The following is a 15,488-nucleotide window of genomic DNA, read 5'->3' as shown; positions in this document are numbered from 1 at the left end:
ACGCTTGGTGGCAGAGGAACGGTGAGCCGGGTATCGACCGCTTCGGCGGTACTAGCCGCTCCGGGTCCGTAGCGCGATGCACGCCCTGTCCGCATCACATAAGGCCCTTGAGATGCGGTTCGGACACGTGCACCTAGGAGGCGGAATGACCGCCAGTCCTGCCGGTGGTCGGCCGAGGGATACGGGCGACGCGGAAGCCGCGATGGATGCCCTCCGGCTGGAGCTAGCAGCAGCGGCCGAGGGAATGGCCGACGTGGACGTGCTGCGTCTCGCCGCTCAGCAGGCCGCGGTCGGCGTGGGTGGGCTGGCCGGACTGGTGCATCTGGCAGGGCCGGAAGAGGACACGCTGCTGCTGGCCGCGGCGGCCGGACTGCCCGCGCGCCTGGCCCAGGCGTGGGAGCGCATCTCCCGCGTGGACAGCCCAGCCCTGGCCGGGGCGGATACCGAGACCATGGCGCGGCGCGAGGTGACGTGGTCCCCTCCCCCGCTGCCACCCGAACGCTGCGCGGGGTTCCCCGGGGGGTGGGAAACCACGGTGGGGGTGCTGTCCGTCCCGATCACCGCGGGGGGCACCCCGGTCGGGGCGCTGTCGGTGCTGACGAGCCGCGTTCCGGACGCGGCCCGACGTGTGTTCCTTGCCGGTCTGGCCAGGACGACCAGTCGGCAACTCCTGCGCGCGAGGCGATGGCGCGTCGCCCTGGCCCCGTGGTGGCAGGAGCCCGCGCGCCCCCGGGCCGTGCAGCCGGTCAGGCTGGGAACGTGGGCCTGGGACCTGGCCACGGGACGGTTGGACATCGACCAGGTCGCCGAGGAGGTGATCCGCGGCGCTGGACTGTCCCCGGACAGATGGGCAAGCCGGATCGATGCCTGGTTTTCCCGCGTGCACCCCGATGACCGCCCGGCGGTCGACGCCGAAGCCGAGCGGGCGCTGGAAACCGACCAGTTGTACGCGATGGAGTACCGCGTCGTCGGGGAGGACGGGCGGATCTCCTGGATGGAGGCGCGAGGGAAAGGCGAGTACGACAAGGCCGGCCGCCTGGCGCGGATGACCGGCACCGTCCTGGACATCACCGCACGGCGCTCCCAGCACGAATGGCTCGCCGGGCTGCTGGAGCTGCACCCCGAGCCCATCGACGTGCTGGACGCCGACAACCGCGTGGCCTGGGCCAACCGCGCGAGTCGAGGGATGGCCGCCGAGAAGGGCACACAGATCGTGGGCGCCGTGCCATGGGAAGCTCTGCCCGGTCTACGCGGCCGTGGCCTGCCCCAGCTCGTCGACCGCGCCAGGACCGCGCCGGGATCCTTGGCCTTTCTGGAGATGGAGCTGCCGGCGGAAGATCACGGCGCTTCGACCTACTACCAGGTGCGGGCCGTGGAGGTCGGCGGCCACGTCGCCGTCCAGCGGGCCGATGTCACCGAGCAGCGCCGGGCCGAGCGGGCCGCGGCGGAACGGACGCAGCGGGTCGCGGACCTGAACGCCGCTCTGGCAATGGCCCTGGAGACCGCCGATGTGGCGGACGCCGTCACCGAGCACGTGCTGCCACTGTTCGGCGCGACCGGTCTGGTCATGCACGACCAGACCGGCCCCGGTCCCCGCATCCTCGGCGCGGTCGGCTACCCGGAGAAGTTCCTCGCTGAGCTGAAGCGGCTGGAGCATTCCAGCCGTCCTCCGGTGGAGATCACCGCCATGAGCGCGCCGCAGTACGTCTCCTCGACGGAGGAGTTCACGCGCCGCTGGCCCAGGCTGGAGTCCTTGGCCCGCCTCGGCCGCAAGCAGGCCTGGGCCGTACTGCCGCTGCTTGTCGGGGAGCAACGCGTCGGGTCCTGCGTCATCAGCTGGGCCGATCCGCGGCCGTTCCGTGCGGAGGAACGGACCCTCCTGAAGGCCGTCGCGACCTTCATCGCCCAGGCCCTGAGGAACGCCCGGCTGTACGAGCAGACGCGTGCCCGCGCGGAGCGCCTCCAGCGGGAACTGCTACCGGGCGAGCTGCCCGGCCTGGTCGGCGTGACCGCCGCCGCCCGCTACCGGGCCGCTGCCGGGCAGGACGTGGGCGGGGACTGGTATGACACCGTCCCCCTGCCCGGCGGCCGGGTCCTGGCCGTCATCGGCGACGTGATGGGCCACGGCCTGGAACAGGCCATCATCATGGGCATCATCCGTCACGCGGTCCTGGTGATGGCCACCCTGGACATGCCCGCCGAGGACATCATGGCCCACCTCGGCGATGTCGCGGCCCGCCTGGAGCGCCGCACGCCCGACGCCCCCTCGTACGCCACCGCCCTGATCGTCCTGTACGACCCCACAGCCGGCAACTGCCGCATCGTCAACGCCGGTCACCCGCCGCCGTTGCTCCTCCGCCCCGACGGCCAGGAACCGCCGCGGACCCTGGACGTCCCGCCCAGCCCCCCGCTCGGCGTCGCCGACGACGCGGCCGGGGTACCGTCTACCGTCACCCAAGTGGACGTGGAGCCCGGCAGCGTTCTGATCCTCTACACCAACGGCCTGCTCGGCGCGGACGCCACCCACCCGGGGCCGCTGGCCGAGGCCGCGACCGCCTATGCCGCCGCCCACCCCGGCACAGGCGGGCGGGCCCCGGACACAGCCTGGCTGGAGGGGCTGTGCCAGGCGATCGTCACCGGCTCGCCCACCACGTCCGACCGCCGGGATGACGCCGCGCTCCTGGTACTGTCCGCCGACCGCGTCCCCGCGGGTCACATCGCGGCCTGGGACCTGCCCTGCGCCGCGGAGTCCGCCCGCAGCGCCCGCGCCCTGGTGACCGACCGTCTTGCCGGCTGGGCCCTCACCTCCCTGGTCGACCCCCTACAGCTCATCGTGAGCGAGCTGATCGGGAACACCGTCCGCCACGCCTCCGGCCTGCCCGACCAGAACGCGCAGAACTCCCAGAACGACCAGAGTCACCCCTCCGGCATGGTGCGCCTGCGGCTCCTGCATCTGGAGACCCGCGTGGTGTGCGAGGTGTATGACGGCTCCGAGGCGACGCCACGGGTGCGGCACCCCGCCCTCACCGACGAATTCGGCCGCGGTCTGCAACTGGTGGCGCTGTCCTCTGACGGCTGGGGCGCCCGCTACACGGAGGGCGGGAAATGCGTTTGGGCCCGCCTGGACATCTCGCCGGTGGCCACCGCGCCGTGACCCACGCCCTCAGCCCGGGCACCCCGTGATTCCCCCGTCGAGGGGGATGACCGCGGCAGTGACGTAGGCGCCGGCCCGCGAGGCGAGGAACCGCACGGCGCCGACGATGTCCCCGGCGAGCCCGTACCGGCCCAGCGGAACCCGGGCCAGCAACTCGGTCTCGACGCCCTGGTCGGCGGCCACGTGGCCGAGCATGTCAGTCAGGAAGGGCCCCGGGGCGATCGCGTTCACGGTGATGTGCTCCGCCGCCAGCCGTTTGGCGAGGTGTCTGGTCAGCATGTGCAGCCCTGCCTTGCCGACGCTGTAGGAGTAGTTCTCCCACAGGGGGCGTTGATCCCATCGACGCTGCCGATATTGATGACGCGGGCGGGGCGGTCGGCCCGCCCTGCTCGTCGCAGCAGCGGCAGAATCCCGACGGTCAGGTCGAAGGGAGCGATGAGGTTGGTGCCGAGTACCTTCGTCCAGCCCGCTGTGGGGAACGCCTCCAGCGGGGCGCCCCAAGTCGTCCCCGCGTTGTTGACCAGGATGTCCACGCTGTGGTGGTGCTCGGCGAGCCAGGCCGCGAGCCGTTGGCAGCCCTCCGGGGAGGAGAGGTCGGCCGGTGTGGCGGTGCAGTGGCCCCGGACCCCGGAGGCGTTGATCGCCTCGGCCGCGGCACGGCACTGATCGGCCTTCCTGCTCGCGATGACCACCTGTGCGCCGTCCCGTGCGAGGCCCCGCGCGATCATGGCGCCGATCCCGCGCGAGCCGCCGGTCACCACGGCCGTCCGGCCGTGCACGGAGAACAGGTCGGCGTCGTCGGGTCCTGATTGTGACAGCGGTGTCGGTTCCATGCCGGTGACGCTAGTGGCGCGGCAGGGCACCGGCTTGGGCTACCGCGCAGCGGGCTTGCCCGGCGCGCACATGGCCGCGCCGCCTCAGGAAGCCGGGCCGCTCCGGGCGCGAGTGTCGGAGGGCCGCTCCCCGAATGTGCGCCGGTAGGCGTTGCTGAAGGTACTCAGGTCGCCGAAGCCGGAAGAGTGGGCCACGGCGGTGATGGTCTGGTGGCGCCGGCCCGGGTCCTGCAACCGCAGCCGTGCCAGCGCGAGCCGTTCCTCGCGGATCAGCTCCGAGATCGTCGTCCCGGCCCGCTGGAGCTGGGCCTGGATGTGGCGCAGGGACCAGCCCAGCCGGGCCGCTATGAGGGCGCCGGTGAGACCGGGGTCGTGGGCGTTGGCCCGGACGAAGCTCCGGATCGCGGTGACCAGCTCTTCCTGGACGGCCGCGGACAGCGTGGTGTGCCCGGCGTTGCAGGCCAGGGCCAGGACATCGACGACGCGGTCAGCGACGGCGTCGAATGCGGCGGCGTCGACCGCGCCCCGCTGCCGACGCAGGCTGCGCAGCATGTCGACGGCGATGCGGCCGAGACCGGAGCCCGCGTCGAGGACGCCGCCCGCGCGCGGGCGCCGCGTCAGGCGGACCTCCAGCAACTCCCGTGGGATGACGAAGGCCATCGAGGAGAACCGATCGCCGTGGCGCAGGTCCAACGCACGGTCCAGGGACGCCAGCGTCATGGTCGACGGGCGGACGTCGACCGTGGTGTCCTCCTGCCGGATGGTGAGGACGCCCCTCACGGGTACCAGGAGCTCGTAGGCGCCATGGGGATGGCGGCGGATGTCCGCCTCACGCCGGGAGATGCGCTCCTCGTCGCCCCACCAGCGGACCAACTGGTAGGAGGCGGAGCGTTGATGCTCGATCCTGCCGCGGTAGTCGTCCCGGAGCGCGAACGTCATCGGACAGTGGATGGCGGAGACGAGGTCGCGCCACCACGCACCGCGCTCCCCCGATGCGTACTCGTCGCTGCTCAGCTTCTCGACAGCGTACATGGTTCAACTTCCTCACCGCGGGCCGCGCTCCCCCGCGAACTGGCGGCCGACGCTACGCCGCGCCTGCCGACCGGTCAATGCCCCGGCTCAGCACAGCTCCCGCCTAAGGATCTTGCCGGTGGCGTTCACGGGCAGGGTCTCGCGGAACTCCACGAGACGTGGACACTTGTAGACGGCCAGACGCTCCCGGCACCAGGCGATCAGCTCGAACTCGGAGACCGTGCTGCCCGGTTGCCGGATGACGTACGCCTTGACCTCCTCCCCCACCCGGTCGTCCGGCATTCCCACCACCGCGACCAGGCTCACCGAGGGATGAATCATGAGGGCTTCCTCGACCTCCCGCGGGTATACGTTGAATCCGCCCCGCACGATCAGGTCCTTGGCCCGGTCGACGATGAAGTAGTAGCCCTCTTCGTCACGGGTGGCGATGTCGCCGGTGCGGAACCATCCGTCACGCAGCACCTCCGCCGTGGCCTCCGGGCGGCCCAGGTAGCCCTTCATGACGTTGTGGCCACGCACCGCGATCTCGCCGAGTTGTCCCGCGGCGACTTCGCTCCAGTCCGGGGCGATCAGCTTGACCTCCACACCCCAGACGGGCAGCCCGATCGAACCCGGTTTGCTCGGCCGGTCGAGGCGGTTGAAGGCGACCGTCGGGCTGGTCTCGGACAGGCCGTAGCCCTCCCGGATGCCCAGGCCGAACACGTCGCGGAACTGGGAGAGAGTGTCGACGGACAGTGCCGCGCCGCCCGAGACCGCGACCCGCAGCGTGGCGGCGAGGCCTGAGGCGGGGTCGTCCGAGCCGGCTGAGGCCAGCAGAGCCCAGTACATCGTCGGCACACCGGCGAAGAAGGTCACGTGGTGCTCGGCCATCAACTCCAGCGCGGTCCGCCCGCCGAACCGAGCCATCAGCACCAGCGTCGACCCGACGGCGAAGCCCGCGTTGAGCTGCACGGTCTGCCCGAAGGAGTGGAACAGCGGCAGGGGCACCAGGTGCACGTCGTCCTGGCGAGCCTCAAATAGCGGGTGCGTGGCGAGGGCGTTCATCACGACGTTCGCGTGCGACAGTTGGGCGCCCTTCGGCCTGCCGGTCGTACCGCTCGTGTACAGGACCACCGCCGTGTCGGTGGCCTCGGTGGGGACGAGCACATCATCGGCCGGTCGGCCCCGCAGGGCCTCGGTGAGTGTGGGCAGGCCCGGCGGGACGGTCGCCCCGGGGCTGTCGATCACGAAGAGGAACGCGCAGGACACGGAGTCCTCGAAGCCGCGCCATGCCTCGTCATCCGGGGAGCCGATCAGGCAGAAGTAGGCCCGCGCCCCGGAGTCCCGGAGGTGGTAGGCGACCTCGCCGCGCTTCAGCATGGTGTTGAGCGGCACGACCACGGCGCCAGCCTTGAGGATGCCGAAGTACACCGCCGGGAATTCGAGCACGTTCGGGCAGGTGAGGGCGACGCGATCGCCGGGCCGGAGGCCCTTGTCCAGCAGCAGGCGTGCCACCCGGTTGGCGGCCTCGTCCACCTCGCGGTAGGTCATCGAGCGCTCCCCCTCGATGACCGCTGCCTTGCCGGGCAGACGGCGTGCGCTGTCGGTGAGCATCAGGGACAGGTTGAGCATGGCCGTGCGTCCTCCTGCGGAACGGTGCGGGCAGGGCGGGTAATTGCTCGGGGTCGGTCGTCGTCCGGGGCCGCTCAGGCCCACTCCCACTGGTACTCGGCGCCCAACCGCCGGGCGAGCGGCTTGAGCACGCTCTCCTCGAGGACCCCGATCGTGTCGACACCGGGCATCGGAGAAGCCGCCATCACCTCTCCGAGAACCTCGGGCGCGAGTTCGGGCGCCGGCTCCCCGGCGGCGAGCGCGTACCGCTGGAGGTGGTTGCGGAACCGCTGGTCGCACGGGGGCATGCCAAAGTTCGCCGAGTGCCGCATCGCTTCGTCCAGCGGGATGAACTCAACATTCCGGTCGATGAAGGCGTCCAGGATGTTCCCCAGGACATCGGCCGCGATCGGGCTGCCGTGGATCAGCCAGATGTACGGGACATCCGCGCCGAACAGCCTGCGGGCGGACAGGGCGTGCGCGGCCAGCATGTCGACGGCGGCCGAGACGTAGGTGTCCCGCAGCCGCTTGCGTGCCGCGGCGTCGCCATTGGTGAGGGCCCGGTAGTAGGGCACAATCCAGGCGAAGTCGCTGAACCACGCGGTGATCGGCGCGTTCCGGTACCCGTGGTCCCTGAGGTACTCCTCCACCTGGCCCCGCTTGCTCTCGGACCCGGAGGACATGTCCATCGGGTACCGGAAATAGCGCTGCGGCGCGGACTCGATGAGCCCGCCGATGCGGCGTTCGGCGCGCGCGATGTCCGCACAGAAGTCCTCGGCCGGCATCCACCGCAACGGGGCGTGGTGGTGCGTGTGGTTGCCGAGGTGGTGCCCGGCCTCCACCCACGCCTCGAACGCTGCGATCAGGGCCGGATCCCGCTCGACCGGATAGGTGTGCGCGAACGCGTAGGTGCTCGGCACACCGTGCTCGGTCAGCGTCCGCGCCATCGAGCGGGTGATGTCCACAGGCGAGGAGCCGGCCGGCAGGGGAACGCCGTCCCAGAGAAGGAGGTCGTCGACCGTGACGGCGACCTTGACCGGGCCGGCGGGAGAGATGTCGCTCATGAGCACTCCGTTGTGTCTCCGTTGTGTGACCGCGGCCGTCACACTCCGACGGCCGAACGCCCCGAACGTAGGAAACGTAGGAACGCATCACCGATCACGTCTTGGCCGTACACGCCGGGCCGCTTTCGCTGGACGCACGTCGGCCGGTCGTGCGCCGACGACTGGCGATGTGCGCGCACGGCCAAGCGGTGAACGGCCCCCGCCCTACTGTCGAGGAACCCGGCGTTCTGTGTCGGGGACATCGTCCGCGGATTCACCGGATGGCAGGAACGGCACGTCGTACCGTCGCCCGGAGCGGAGTGGGACAGGATCACGCCGGAGCCCGGAGTCCCCCTCGAAACCTGGCTGGGCGCCCTGGGCATGACCGGCCTCACGGCATGGATCGGCGTTTACGACATCCTGCGGCCGTCGGCGGGCGACACCGTCCTGGTCACCGCGGCGGGCGGCGCGGTCGGCTCCCTCGCCGCTCAGCTCGCCAAGCGGGCTGGCGCCCGCGTCATCGGCACGGCGGGTGGCGCCGAGAAGTGCGACCTGCTCACCGCTCGTCTGGGTCTGGACGCGCTCGCCTGGGTCTGGACGCGGCCGTCGACCGCCGTGCCGACGACTGGCGCGACCACCTGGCCGCGGCGGCGCCCGCCGGCATCGACCGTGTCTTCGAGAACGCCGGGGCCCCGTGTTCGACGCGACCATCGCGCTCCTGAACGACCACGCGCGCATCGCCCTCTGCGGCCTCATCGACGGCTACAACCTGCCCCACCGGCCACCCGGGCCGTCGAACTTCGGGATGCTGCTCACCAAGCGCGTTACGACGCAAGGGTTCATCGTGCTCGACCACATGAACCGCGCCCACGAGGCCGAGGAACACCTCGCCTCCCTGATCCGGGACAAGGAGATCGACCCTCTGCATACCGTTGTCCCAGGCTTCGAGCACCTCCCGAGAACGTTCGTGCAAACCTTCACGCACAGTCGACACCCCGGCAAACTGGTCGTCGACGTGACCCAGCCTCGATACCGGGACCAGTGCGGTCAGGGCGTGCTGGACGTGTGTTCTGGCGAGGCCGCGGTAGCGGGATCGGCGCGGGCCGCGGGTGCGGACGTTCTGGAAGGGAGTGGCCTCGATGCCGACCCGGATCGCGTAGCGCTGCTGCCAGTCTTTGATCTGCCGCGAGTCCACGTGACCTGCTCATTGTCCCAGTCCACGGCGAAAGCGGACGTTCGGTGATGTGGAGCTCGGCCGTGCGGCCGCGCCCTCCTTCGGTGCGCCGCTCGACGGCCCCCGTTCCTCAAGCCGGCGGACGGTGGCCTGGGCGTTCTGCGCGGTGATCCCCGCCCGGCAGCCCAACTCGCTGGCAGGACAGGCCGGGTTCGCGGCGCAGATGCCCGAGAGCCGCGAGGTGCCGCAGGGTGTAGCCGGTCGGTTTCAGCCTGTGTTCGACGTCGCTGCGCACGTGCCTGCCGAAGGCCGCGAGCAGGAAGGCGGTACTGGTGGGCTGCGGCGGGACGGTCACGGCACCTCACTCGGTCGAGAATTTCAGTTTGACTGTAACTTGTGGGTGAGGCAGTCTCCACTCCTGGCGGTGAACGGCGCGGTGGAGTACCCGCCTCCCGCGTTTCAGTACGACAGGAACACTACAAGCGCTTAATTTACGAGGTTCCGAAAAATGACGGATCAAACCACGAACTGGCCCGATCACCTGACAGGCGATGCACAGCCACTGGAAGTCGGCATCCTTCTCTACGAGGGACACACCGCACTCGACCTTGTTGGTCCATACACCGCGTTTGCGCTGGCGGGCATGAAGGTCCACCTCGTGGCCGAGACCCTCGACCCTGTCGTCTCGGACGACGGCGGCATGACCATCGCTCCCACCACCACCTTCGATGACTGCCCCGAGCGGCTCGACATCCTGTTCGTTCCTGGTGGCGGGATGGTGGACAAGCCGATGCTCGACCCGGCCACCATCGCCTGGCTGGCAGACCGCGGTGCGACCGCTTCCTACATCACCGCGGTCTGCAACGGTCCGCTCGTTCTTGCGGCGGCCGGACTGCTCGACGGCTACCGCGTAGCTACGCATTGGGCGTCCCGGGACCAGCTGGCACGGCTAGGCGTCGAGGTGTCGACCGAGCGTGTGTGCATCGACCGGAACAGGTTCTCCGGGGGCGGTGTGACCGCGGGAATCGATTTCGGGCTCACCGTCGTCGCACACACCCTGGGCCAGAAGGCCGCAAGGTTTGCACAGCTCGTCATGGAGTATGACCCGGAGCCGCCGTTCAACGCCGGGTCGCCTGAGAGCGCAGGTCCCGAAATTGTCGCACTGCGCACGCGGTTCATGGCCGAGCCCGACACCGCCCTCCGAAACGCTGTGTCCCACGTGCTGGAACAGCGTGCAGCAACAAGTTCGCACCCCGTATCAGAAGAGAACGCCGATCCCGCTGCTGGCATCGTCAACAACTGAGCATGACGATGGACCGGTGACCAGATCCACCACCTGGGCGAAGTCGTGCCGGAGTCCGTGTTGTACTCGTGCGGCTAGCCGCACGAGTACAACACGGACGTCAAGGCCACCGCTTTCCTCCGCTGCATGGCGGATGTAGCGGCATCTGATAGGGCGCCTGGCGCACCAGCTGGGCGGCCCGTTTTTCTGTGGGCAGCGCGGTGATCCGGCTCGGGGCGGCCTCGACGGCTTTGGCCGCGACGGTGTCGGCACCGCGAACCTTGCGGCGTTCCAGCCAGGTGGTGAGTCATTTGACGCCGATCCGGCGCAGGGCGGCCGGGGTCCGGCAATCGGTGAGCATGACGAGCGGGCCCTTGGCGGCGGAGTAGTCGAACGCCCGCTCCAGGCGTGAGCCGTGCTCAATCCCGCCCCTCCGTATCCGTCGTGACCAACACTTCGCAGCCCGAGGAACACTCCGCGGACAAGTCCCTGACCAGCGATGACCGTAACGCTCAATCAGCAGCCGGAGCGTCCCGGAGGATCGGGCGGCCACTCTCCTTGAGCCATCAACGCCAACTCCGCATCAGCCACACCCGGTCCTCCCGGACCGCCGACGTTCTTAGGGAGTATCCGCATGTCCCCCCGCCCCCCGCGCTCGGCCGCCGACCTGACCCGGCTGGTCGCGTCGCAGACGATCTACTACGGAGCGGTGAGCGTCGACCTGACCCTCACCTCTCTCGCCGGACTCCGCCTGGCGCCCACCCCGCTCCTGGCGACCCTGCCGCTCACCCTGATCACAGGCTTCGGCCTGCTCGCCTCGGTCGCGGCGGGGCTGTTGACGGCCCGCTACGGCTACCGCGCGGTGTTGGCGATGGGCGGCGGCTGTGCGGTCGTCGGCGGTCTGCTGTCGATGATTGCCGTGTACGCGAACGCCTTCTGGCTGCTGTGCCTCGCCACGTCGCTGCTCGGCGCGTACCGCTCCACAGGTGGCTACATCCGCTACCTGGCCGCCGACCTCGCGCCCGACGGCCGCAAGGAGCGCTCGCTGTCGATCGTCATGTACGGCGGCCTCATCGCGGCGTTCCTCGGACCGTTCGTCGCGCTGGCGGCCTCGCGTGCCTTCGCGGTCGAGTTCATCGGGTCGTACGCGCTGGTCGCGCTCCTCGGACTGGCGGCGGTACCGCTGGCGCTCACCGTCTCACGCGAGCCCAGGGCCGCGGCCCCGCCGGCCGGTACGAACGCCGGCGGAGAGGACGACGCAGCCGGGCCGGCCACCTACCGCGAGGGCCGGGGCAACCCGAACTTCGTGGCTGCGCTCGTCCTGCTGCCGCTTTCGGGCGCCCTGATGACGCTGGTCATGGCGATCGGGCCGCTGGCCAACGTCCACGCCCACCACTCGGCGGAGCTGGGGGCCGCACTGATCCAGTGGCACTTGGTCGGGATGTTCGCCCCGGCACTGATCAGCGGCGAGCTGATGCGCAGGATCGGCCCCTGGCACACCTCGCTCACCGGTATCGGGATCACGCTGCTCGGCGGGGTCGCGGGGGCCTCCGGCGACGGCGCGGCCACCATGATGACGGCGATGATCTGTGCGGGCGTGGGCTGGAACTTCACGTACCTGGCCGGCACGGCGCTCCTGGTACGCAGCTACGCAACCGGCCGGGGCTCGCGCCTCCAGGCGGTCGTGGAGGCCGCCACCGGTGCCGTGTCCGTCGTCGCGTCCCTGCTGTCGGCCACCGCGTTCGACACCCTGGGATGGCGGATGTCGAACGTGCTGGTACTCGCCGTCGCCGGGCCGCTGCTGGTGTGGCAGCAGCGATACGGAAGGCGGAACGCGAGAGTGGCGGACGCGCTCGACTTGTCCGTGGCCTCAGCGCGCCCAGCGGCCGAGGCCTGAGGACCCGAACCGTCGCAGGGGACACCCTCGGAGTGGACGCGTCTCGCGTCCACACCCGGTGTGACGTTGACCCTTGGCCTGGGTGTAGGCGAACACGTCTGGCAGCGTCCTCACGCGCGGCCCGGGCCCGAGCACGGTGAACAGGGCCTCGCTCAGCTTTGGCCGTGAGACGGGCCCGGCAGACCGCAGCCCCCCGACGTCGTGCCAGGCCCGGCGCCAGCGCTGCACCGAGCGCACACTCACCCGTAAGTCCTTGGCGACCTCGGCGTTGGAGGTACCGGCAGCGAATCGCTCCACGGCCTCCAGCCGGATCCGCTCGCGAAACGCCTGCCGACGATCACACATCGTCAGCCCCCAACGACATCACGCCGCAAAGGTCAATAGCCGTGACAGCACGGATCACCGACCCCCGTTCAAGACGCCTCGAACTTGCAGTTAGACTGCAAGTGGCGCAGATCGAGAGTCGATGCGGGAGCCGCCGTGAAGCTTGCCGCCCTACGCCGGAAAGGTAGGCCGTTGTGACCAGCGGAGACGCTCGACAAAACAGCGTGCGCACTAAGGACCGAGACTCAGAAGAGCAGAGCAAACAACTCGCATCCCATCTCACGCGCGATCCGTCAGACTCAATTACATATAGAAGATTTCCACGCGTCCGCGCCTATGTTGTTATGACAAAGCCGCGAGTAATGGAACTCCTACTTGTCACGACTGTGCCGACCATGGTTTTGGCTCATGGCGGCTTGCCGAATTTGCCGCTCATGGTGGCGACACTCATCGGTGGAGCGGCCAGCTCAGGCAGCGCATCGGCTTTCAACATGTACCTAGACCGAGACATGGATGCCCGGATGAGACGCACATCTGGTCGCCCTTTGGTGACCGGAGAGGTGACACCGCGGTCTGGATTGATCTTCGCCTGGCTCCTGGCCATCTCCTCAACGGTTTGGTTCTGGTGCCTTCTGAATTACCTGGCCGCTGCACTGTCTGTCTGCGCGATTCTATGGTACGTAGTCGTGTATACAATTCTCCTCAAGCGTCGCACTGAGCAAAACATCGTATGGGGCGGCATCGCGGGCTGCTTCCCTGTACTCATCGGCTGGGCATCAGAGACAGGAACCTTGTCATGGCCGGCGGTAATACTCTTTCTAGTGATTTTCTTTTGGACCCCGGCTCATTATTGGCCTTTGTCCGTCAAGTACGGCGAGGACTACCGTTGCGTCAGCGTCCCCATGCTCGGCGCAATCCACGGAATCGAGCACGTCGCCAAGAGAGTGATTGCATATGCCGTCGTGACTGCCATGACTTCCATTCTCCTCATTCCTATTGCAGGAATGAGTTGGACCTATGCAATGGTGGCTGTAGTCGGTGGAGCGTGGTTCGTATGGGAAGCTCTTCGACTCCGAGCCGCTGCCCGTCGAGCGGAAGCCGCCGCGCGACCAATGCAGATGTTTGTGGTATCGAATGCGTATCTTGCATTGTTGTTCGCCGCAGTGGCCATCGATACACTCGTGAAATACCGACTCAGCTGAAAACTCTGTCGCACCGGCCTCCCGCGCCTGCTCCTAACATTCAGCGCGCATTGTTTACTGCCGTGATCTCAAGCGCATCGTTCACCCACACGGAAACTGGAACAGCTGACTAATGAACGTGCAGAAACACACCCGCCGGAGGTTCCTGACCAGCAGTGCTGCTGCCACGCTGGGCGCGGCAGCAGTAGGAACTGCCGCCGGAACGCAGCTCCCACACAAAGGAACGGCCAGCGCGGCGCCCTCGCCGACACACCATACGCCCTCCTCTATCCCGTTCTTTGGCGCCCACCAGCCGGGCATCGCCGATCCGACCCCAACCAACGCGGTTTTTCTCGCCTTCGATCTCAAAGACTCGACAGTAAAATCTGACCTGGCGGACGTGATGCGAGCGTGGACGGGTCTTGCGGCGGCTCTGATGAGGGGAGACACCTCTGCCGATACATCACTGGTGTCTACCGGCTCAACGCCAGGAAAGTTCACCATGACCGTGGGGCTCGGAGGCGCCGCTCTCGACCAACTTGACATAAAGCGCCCGCCTGCACTCGTCGACCTGCCGTTGTTCCCCGGGGATGAACTCGAAGTCGCCGCCTCACATGGCGCGGTCTTCGTGCAGCTTTGTTCCGATGACGCCATATACCTTGGGGGCGCCGTACGTGCCGTTCGCGCGGCTGCAAAGCGGGTCCTGCGGCCCCGCTGGCAGATGAATGGCTTCCGCGGTGCTGCTGCCTCGACCGCTAGCAGCAATGGCCGCAATCTCATGGGCCAGATCGACGGCACCAATAACATCGCCGTCAGCCGTGCATCCACAGGTGGGCCGGTCTGGGTCGACGCAGTTTCACCCGCATGGATGACAGGTGGAAGCTACGTCGTCGTGCGCCAATTCCGCATACTCTTGAGTAAATGGGAAAGTGCGGGATCGAGCACACGGGACCACGCGGTCGGTCGACACATACCATCGGGAGCCCCACTGGGGGCGCACAAGGAATCCGATCCGGTCGATCTGAACGCCAAGGATCCGTCCGGGGCACTGATCATCCCGGACGACGCCCATATCCGCCTTGCCGCGCCCCGCCGAGGCGCTGGTGAAGAGATGCTCCGTCGGTCCTATTCCTACTCGATCGGACAGGCAAGTGGGGCCGCAGGAGATGAAGACGCTGGCCTGATTTTTGTCTCCTACCAGGCCGATCCGACTACCAGTTTTATACCGGTACAGCAACGACTGGCCAAATCAGATGCCCTCGCACACTTCACGCTGGCTACGTCCAGCGCCCTGTTCGCGATCCTGCCCGGGGTCGTTGGGAGACATGATTGGTATGGGCGATCGCTCCTAAGCTGATCGCGAAAATGGTTTGCTGATTAGGCGTTGACATATCCGACTTCGTCAGTTGATCGACGCCGCGAGCCTCCGCTGCGCATATTCGCCACTCGCCTCAATGAGGCTTACAGAAAGGTTGCAGGTGTGTCGACGTCTACACGTCGCTTGTTCTCGATTGTAATAGCTATAGGCATCGCCGCCACACTCGCCGGCTGCACAGCCGGGGGCTCAGCAAAGGTTGGTGCTCGAACATCGGCCATAGCAGTACTGGACTCCAAAGATCTTGGCGACATACTCGTCGATGGCAAGGGCAACGTTCTCTATGCCTTTAAGCCGGACAACGCCTCGACGGTTAGCTGCACATTCGGCTGTGCGACTGTCTGGCCCCCACTCTCGGTCGCCGATAATGCGTCCACCGCAGCTGGTGACGGAGTTGACGTAGCCCTATTGGGCAAGCTGCCCAACCCCGCTGGCGGTCACGTCGTTACTTATAACGGTTGGCCGCTCTACCGATACGCCGCCGATAAGGCACCTGGTCAACATCGCGGACAGGACGTCTTCCTGAATGGCGGCTACTGGTACGTCATGAAACCTGACGGTAAACCTCTTATGCCATAAAGCGCGAAGTCGGTGAGAGGCGAA

12 protein-coding genes and 2 pseudogenes are annotated in these 15,488 nt (G+C 68.1%); 7 read left to right on the top strand and 7 right to left on the bottom strand.

Going from position 1 to position 15,488, the window contains the following annotated elements:
* The first annotated feature begins 145 nt into the window (after positions 1-145).
* Positions 146-3,154, top strand: coding sequence for a SpoIIE family protein phosphatase (locus tag AB0E24_RS43630; RefSeq protein ID WP_359385430.1), 3,009 nt, complete (start codon positions 146-148; stop codon positions 3,152-3,154).
* Positions 3,155-3,163: 9 nt separating this feature from the next.
* Here AB0E24_RS43630 and AB0E24_RS43625 read toward each other — a convergent pair whose 3' ends face one another.
* From AB0E24_RS43625 to AB0E24_RS43605, 5 genes are all read right to left on the bottom strand, one after another.
* Positions 3,164-3,433, bottom strand: coding sequence for an SDR family oxidoreductase (locus AB0E24_RS43625; protein ID WP_359385428.1), 270 nt, complete (start codon positions 3,431-3,433; stop codon positions 3,164-3,166).
* A complete protein-coding gene (locus tag AB0E24_RS43620) occupies positions 3,427-3,987 on the bottom strand; it encodes an SDR family NAD(P)-dependent oxidoreductase (RefSeq protein WP_359385426.1) in 561 nt (186 codons plus the stop codon). The genes AB0E24_RS43625 and AB0E24_RS43620 overlap by 7 nt, the downstream gene beginning before the upstream one ends.
* A gap of 84 nt (positions 3,988-4,071) precedes the next feature.
* Positions 4,072-5,019, bottom strand: a complete 948-nt coding sequence (locus AB0E24_RS43615) for an AraC family transcriptional regulator (protein ID WP_359385424.1) — start codon at positions 5,017-5,019, stop codon at positions 4,072-4,074.
* An 87-nt stretch (positions 5,020-5,106) separates the two neighbouring features.
* Positions 5,107-6,630 carry a long-chain-fatty-acid--CoA ligase gene (locus AB0E24_RS43610; RefSeq protein ID WP_359385422.1) on the bottom strand — a complete coding sequence of 508 codons (1,524 nt, stop codon included), beginning with the start codon at positions 6,628-6,630 and terminating at the stop codon, positions 5,107-5,109.
* 74 nt (positions 6,631-6,704) lie between these two features.
* Positions 6,705-7,673, bottom strand: coding sequence for a polysaccharide deacetylase family protein (locus tag AB0E24_RS43605; protein WP_359385420.1), 969 nt, complete (start codon positions 7,671-7,673; stop codon positions 6,705-6,707).
* Positions 7,674-8,346: 673 nt separating this feature from the next.
* Between AB0E24_RS43605 and AB0E24_RS43600 the strand changes: the two genes are divergently transcribed.
* Entirely contained in the window at positions 8,347-8,895 is a 549-nt protein-coding gene (locus tag AB0E24_RS43600; protein ID WP_359385418.1) for a hypothetical protein, read from the top strand.
* A gap of 439 nt (positions 8,896-9,334) precedes the next feature.
* Positions 9,335-10,129, top strand: a complete 795-nt coding sequence (locus AB0E24_RS43595; protein ID WP_359385416.1) for a DJ-1/PfpI family protein — start codon at positions 9,335-9,337, stop codon at positions 10,127-10,129.
* 142 nt (positions 10,130-10,271) lie between these two features.
* Here AB0E24_RS43595 and AB0E24_RS43590 read toward each other — a convergent pair.
* Positions 10,272-10,514 (bottom strand): annotated as a pseudogene (locus AB0E24_RS43590) (IS110 family transposase); the annotation flags it as partial.
* Positions 10,515-10,742: 228 nt separating this feature from the next.
* On the opposite strand from AB0E24_RS43590, the gene AB0E24_RS43585 reads away from it, so the two are divergent.
* On the top strand, positions 10,743-12,005 hold the full coding sequence (locus AB0E24_RS43585; protein WP_359385414.1) for an MFS transporter: 1,263 nt from the start codon (positions 10,743-10,745) through the stop codon (positions 12,003-12,005).
* A 96-nt stretch (positions 12,006-12,101) separates the two neighbouring features.
* Here AB0E24_RS43585 and AB0E24_RS43580 read toward each other — a convergent pair.
* Positions 12,102-12,350: pseudogene (locus tag AB0E24_RS43580) on the bottom strand (helix-turn-helix domain-containing protein); the annotation flags it as partial.
* 173 nt (positions 12,351-12,523) lie between these two features.
* Here AB0E24_RS43580 and AB0E24_RS43575 point away from each other — a divergent pair.
* The 3 genes from AB0E24_RS43575 (at position 12,524) to AB0E24_RS43565 (ending at position 15,464) form a co-directional block, all read left to right on the top strand.
* On the top strand, positions 12,524-13,531 hold the full coding sequence (locus AB0E24_RS43575) for a heme o synthase (RefSeq protein ID WP_359385410.1): 1,008 nt from the start codon (positions 12,524-12,526) through the stop codon (positions 13,529-13,531).
* A gap of 112 nt (positions 13,532-13,643) precedes the next feature.
* Entirely contained in the window at positions 13,644-14,867 is a 1,224-nt protein-coding gene (locus AB0E24_RS43570) for a Dyp-type peroxidase (protein ID WP_359385408.1), read from the top strand.
* Positions 14,868-14,990: 123 nt separating this feature from the next.
* A complete protein-coding gene (locus tag AB0E24_RS43565) occupies positions 14,991-15,464 on the top strand; it encodes a COG4315 family predicted lipoprotein (RefSeq protein ID WP_359385406.1) in 474 nt (157 codons plus the stop codon).
* The last annotated feature ends 24 nt before the right edge of the window (positions 15,465-15,488 follow it).

It is taken from the genome of Streptomyces malaysiensis subsp. malaysiensis (assembly GCF_040653035.1).
GTDB lineage: Bacteria > Actinomycetota > Actinomycetes > Streptomycetales > Streptomycetaceae > Streptomyces > Streptomyces malaysiensis.
Note: the sequence above shows the minus strand (reverse complement) of the source record. Positions and strands in the feature narration are given on the sequence as shown.